The 2,889-nt window shown below is 56.7% G+C and carries 2 rRNA genes; both read right to left on the bottom strand.

Annotated features, from left to right (window positions below):
* Positions 1-1,508 (bottom strand): 23S ribosomal RNA (locus tag ACT89H_RS29255); the annotation flags it as partial.
* 324 nt (positions 1,509-1,832) lie between these two features.
* Positions 1,833-2,889 (bottom strand): 16S ribosomal RNA (locus ACT89H_RS29260); the annotation flags it as partial.

A 2,889-nucleotide genomic window follows, 5' to 3' on the forward strand; every position in this document is an offset into this window, starting at 1 on the left:
CGGGAATATCAACCCGTTGTCCATCGACTACGCCTGTCGGCCTCGCCTTAGGTCCCGACTCACCCTGGGCGGATTAACCTGGCCCAGGAACCCTTGGTCATTCGGCGGACGAGTTTCTCACTCGTCTTTCGCTACTCATGCCTGCATTCTCACTCGCGCAGCCTCCACAACTAGGTCACCCCGCTGCTTCCCCGGCTACACGACGCTCCCCTACCCATCCACACGACTGCCTCGAAAGGAATCACATGTGTGAATGCCGCGGCTTCGGCGGTGTACTTGAGCCCCGCTACATTGTCGGCGCAGAATCACTTGACCAGTGAGCTATTACGCACTCTTTCAAGGGTGGCTGCTTCTAAGCCAACCTCCTGGTTGTCTTCGCGACTCCACATCCTTTTCCACTTAGTACACGCTTAGGGGCCTTAGCCGGCGATCTGGGCTGTTTCCCTCTCGACTATGAAGCTTATCCCCCACAGTCTCACTGCCACGCTCTCACTCACCGGCATTCGGAGTTTGGCTGACTTCGGTAAGCTTGTAGGCCCCCTAGGCCATCCAGTAGCTCTACCTCCGGCGAGAAACACGCGACGCTGCACCTAAATGCATTTCGGGGAGAACCAGCTATCACGGAGTTTGATTGGCCTTTCACCCCTACCCACAGCTCATCCCCTCAGTTTTCAACCTAAGTGGGTTCGGGCCTCCACGACGTCTTACCGTCGCTTCACCCTGGCCATGGGTAGATCACTCCGCTTCGGGTCCATAGTGTGCGACTCCACCGCCCTATTCGGACTCGCTTTCGCTACGGCTACCCCACACGGGTTAACCTCGCCACACACCGATGACTCGCAGGCTCATTCTTCAAAAGGCACGCCATCACCCACAACAGGCTCTGACGGATTGTAAGCGCACGGTTTCAGGTACTATTTCACTCCCCTCCCGGGGTACTTTTCACCTTTCCCTCACGGTACTAGTCCGCTATCGGTCACCAGGGAGTATTCAGGCTTATCGGGTGGTCCCGACAGATTCACAGCAGATTTCACGGGCCCGCTGCTACTCGGGCATCATTCACAAGAGCCGTCATGCTTTCGTCTACGGGATTCTCACCCTCTACGACAGGCCGTTCCAGACCACTTCGACTAACACAACGGTTTCTGACTCCCGCCCAGCCCGGCAGGACTGAGAAGAATGACCCCACAACACCACATAGACAACCTCTGCCGAGTATCACATCTACCTGGTTTAGCCTCATCCGCTTTCGCTCGCCACTACTCACGGAATCACATATTGTTTTCTCTTCCTGTGGGTACTGAGATGTTTCACTTCCCCACGTTCCCTCCACACACCCTATACATTCAGATGCGGGTGACACGACATCACTCGTGCCGGGTTTCCCCATTCGGACATCCTCGGATCTCAGCTCGGTTGACAGCTCCCCGAGGCTTATCGCAGCCTCCTACGTCCTTCATCGGCTCCTGGTGCCAAGGCATCCACCGTACGCTCTTACACACTTACAAACAAAGATGCTCGCGTCCACTGTGCAGTTCTCAAACAACACACAAGGCCAAACCAAAAACCAGCACCAGCCCGAACCAACGCCCGGCGGTATGACTGAAAATCCAGCCTCGTCGTCATATTACCTGGAAAGAACGCCTGTTCTTTCAGGACCCAACAGTGTGTCGATATATCACCCGCCAGCCGGCCATCGAAGACCAACCGATCCACGGAAGAACCTGTCAGCGTTCCACCCATGAGCTCCACCGAACTTCATTCGAGTTCGCAGTGGCTCTGCCAGCGATCACCCCGACTGTTCGGGACATCGACTGGAGAATGCTCCTTAGAAAGGAGGTGATCCAGCCGCACCTTCCGGTACGGCTACCTTGTTACGACTTCGTCCCAATCGCCGATCCCACCTTCGACGGCTCCCTCCCACAAGGGGTTAGGCCACCGGCTTCGGGTGTTACCGACTTTCATGACGTGACGGGCGGTGTGTACAAGGCCCGGGAACGTATTCACCGCAGCGTTGCTGATCTGCGATTACTAGCGACTCCAACTTCACGGGGTCGAGTTGCAGACCCCGATCCGAACTGAGACCGGCTTTAAGGGATTCGCTCCACCTCACGGTATCGCAGCCCTCTGTACCAGCCATTGTAGCATGTGTGAAGCCCTGGACATAAGGGGCATGATGACTTGACGTCGTCCCCACCTTCCTCCGAGTTGACCCCGGCAGTCTCCTGCGAGTCCCCGCCATAACGCGCTGGCAACACAGGACAAGGGTTGCGCTCGTTGCGGGACTTAACCCAACATCTCACGACACGAGCTGACGACAGCCATGCACCACCTGTACACCGACCACAAGGGGGCCTACATCTCTGCAGGTTTCCGGTGTATGTCAAACCCAGGTAAGGTTCTTCGCGTTGCATCGAATTAATCCACATGCTCCGCCGCTTGTGCGGGCCCCCGTCAATTCCTTTGAGTTTTAGCCTTGCGGCCGTACTCCCCAGGCGGGGCGCTTAATGCGTTAGCTACGGCACGGATCCCGTGGAAGGAAACCCACACCTAGCGCCCACCGTTTACGGCGTGGACTACCAGGGTATCTAATCCTGTTCGCTACCCACGCTTTCGCTTCTCAGCGTCAGTTACTGCCCAGAGACCCGCCTTCGCCACCGGTGTTCCTCCTGATATCTGCGCATTTCACCGCTACACCAGGAATTCCAGTCTCCCCTGCAGTACTCAAGTCTGCCCGTATCGCCTGCAAGCTCACAGTTGAGCTGTGAGTTTTCACAGACGACGCGACAAACCGCCTACAAGCTCTTTACGCCCAGTAATTCCGGACAACGCTCGCACCCTACGTATTACCGCGGCTGCTGGCACGTAGTTGGCCGGTGCTTCTTCTAC

The organism is Nocardia aegles (genome assembly GCF_052545135.1).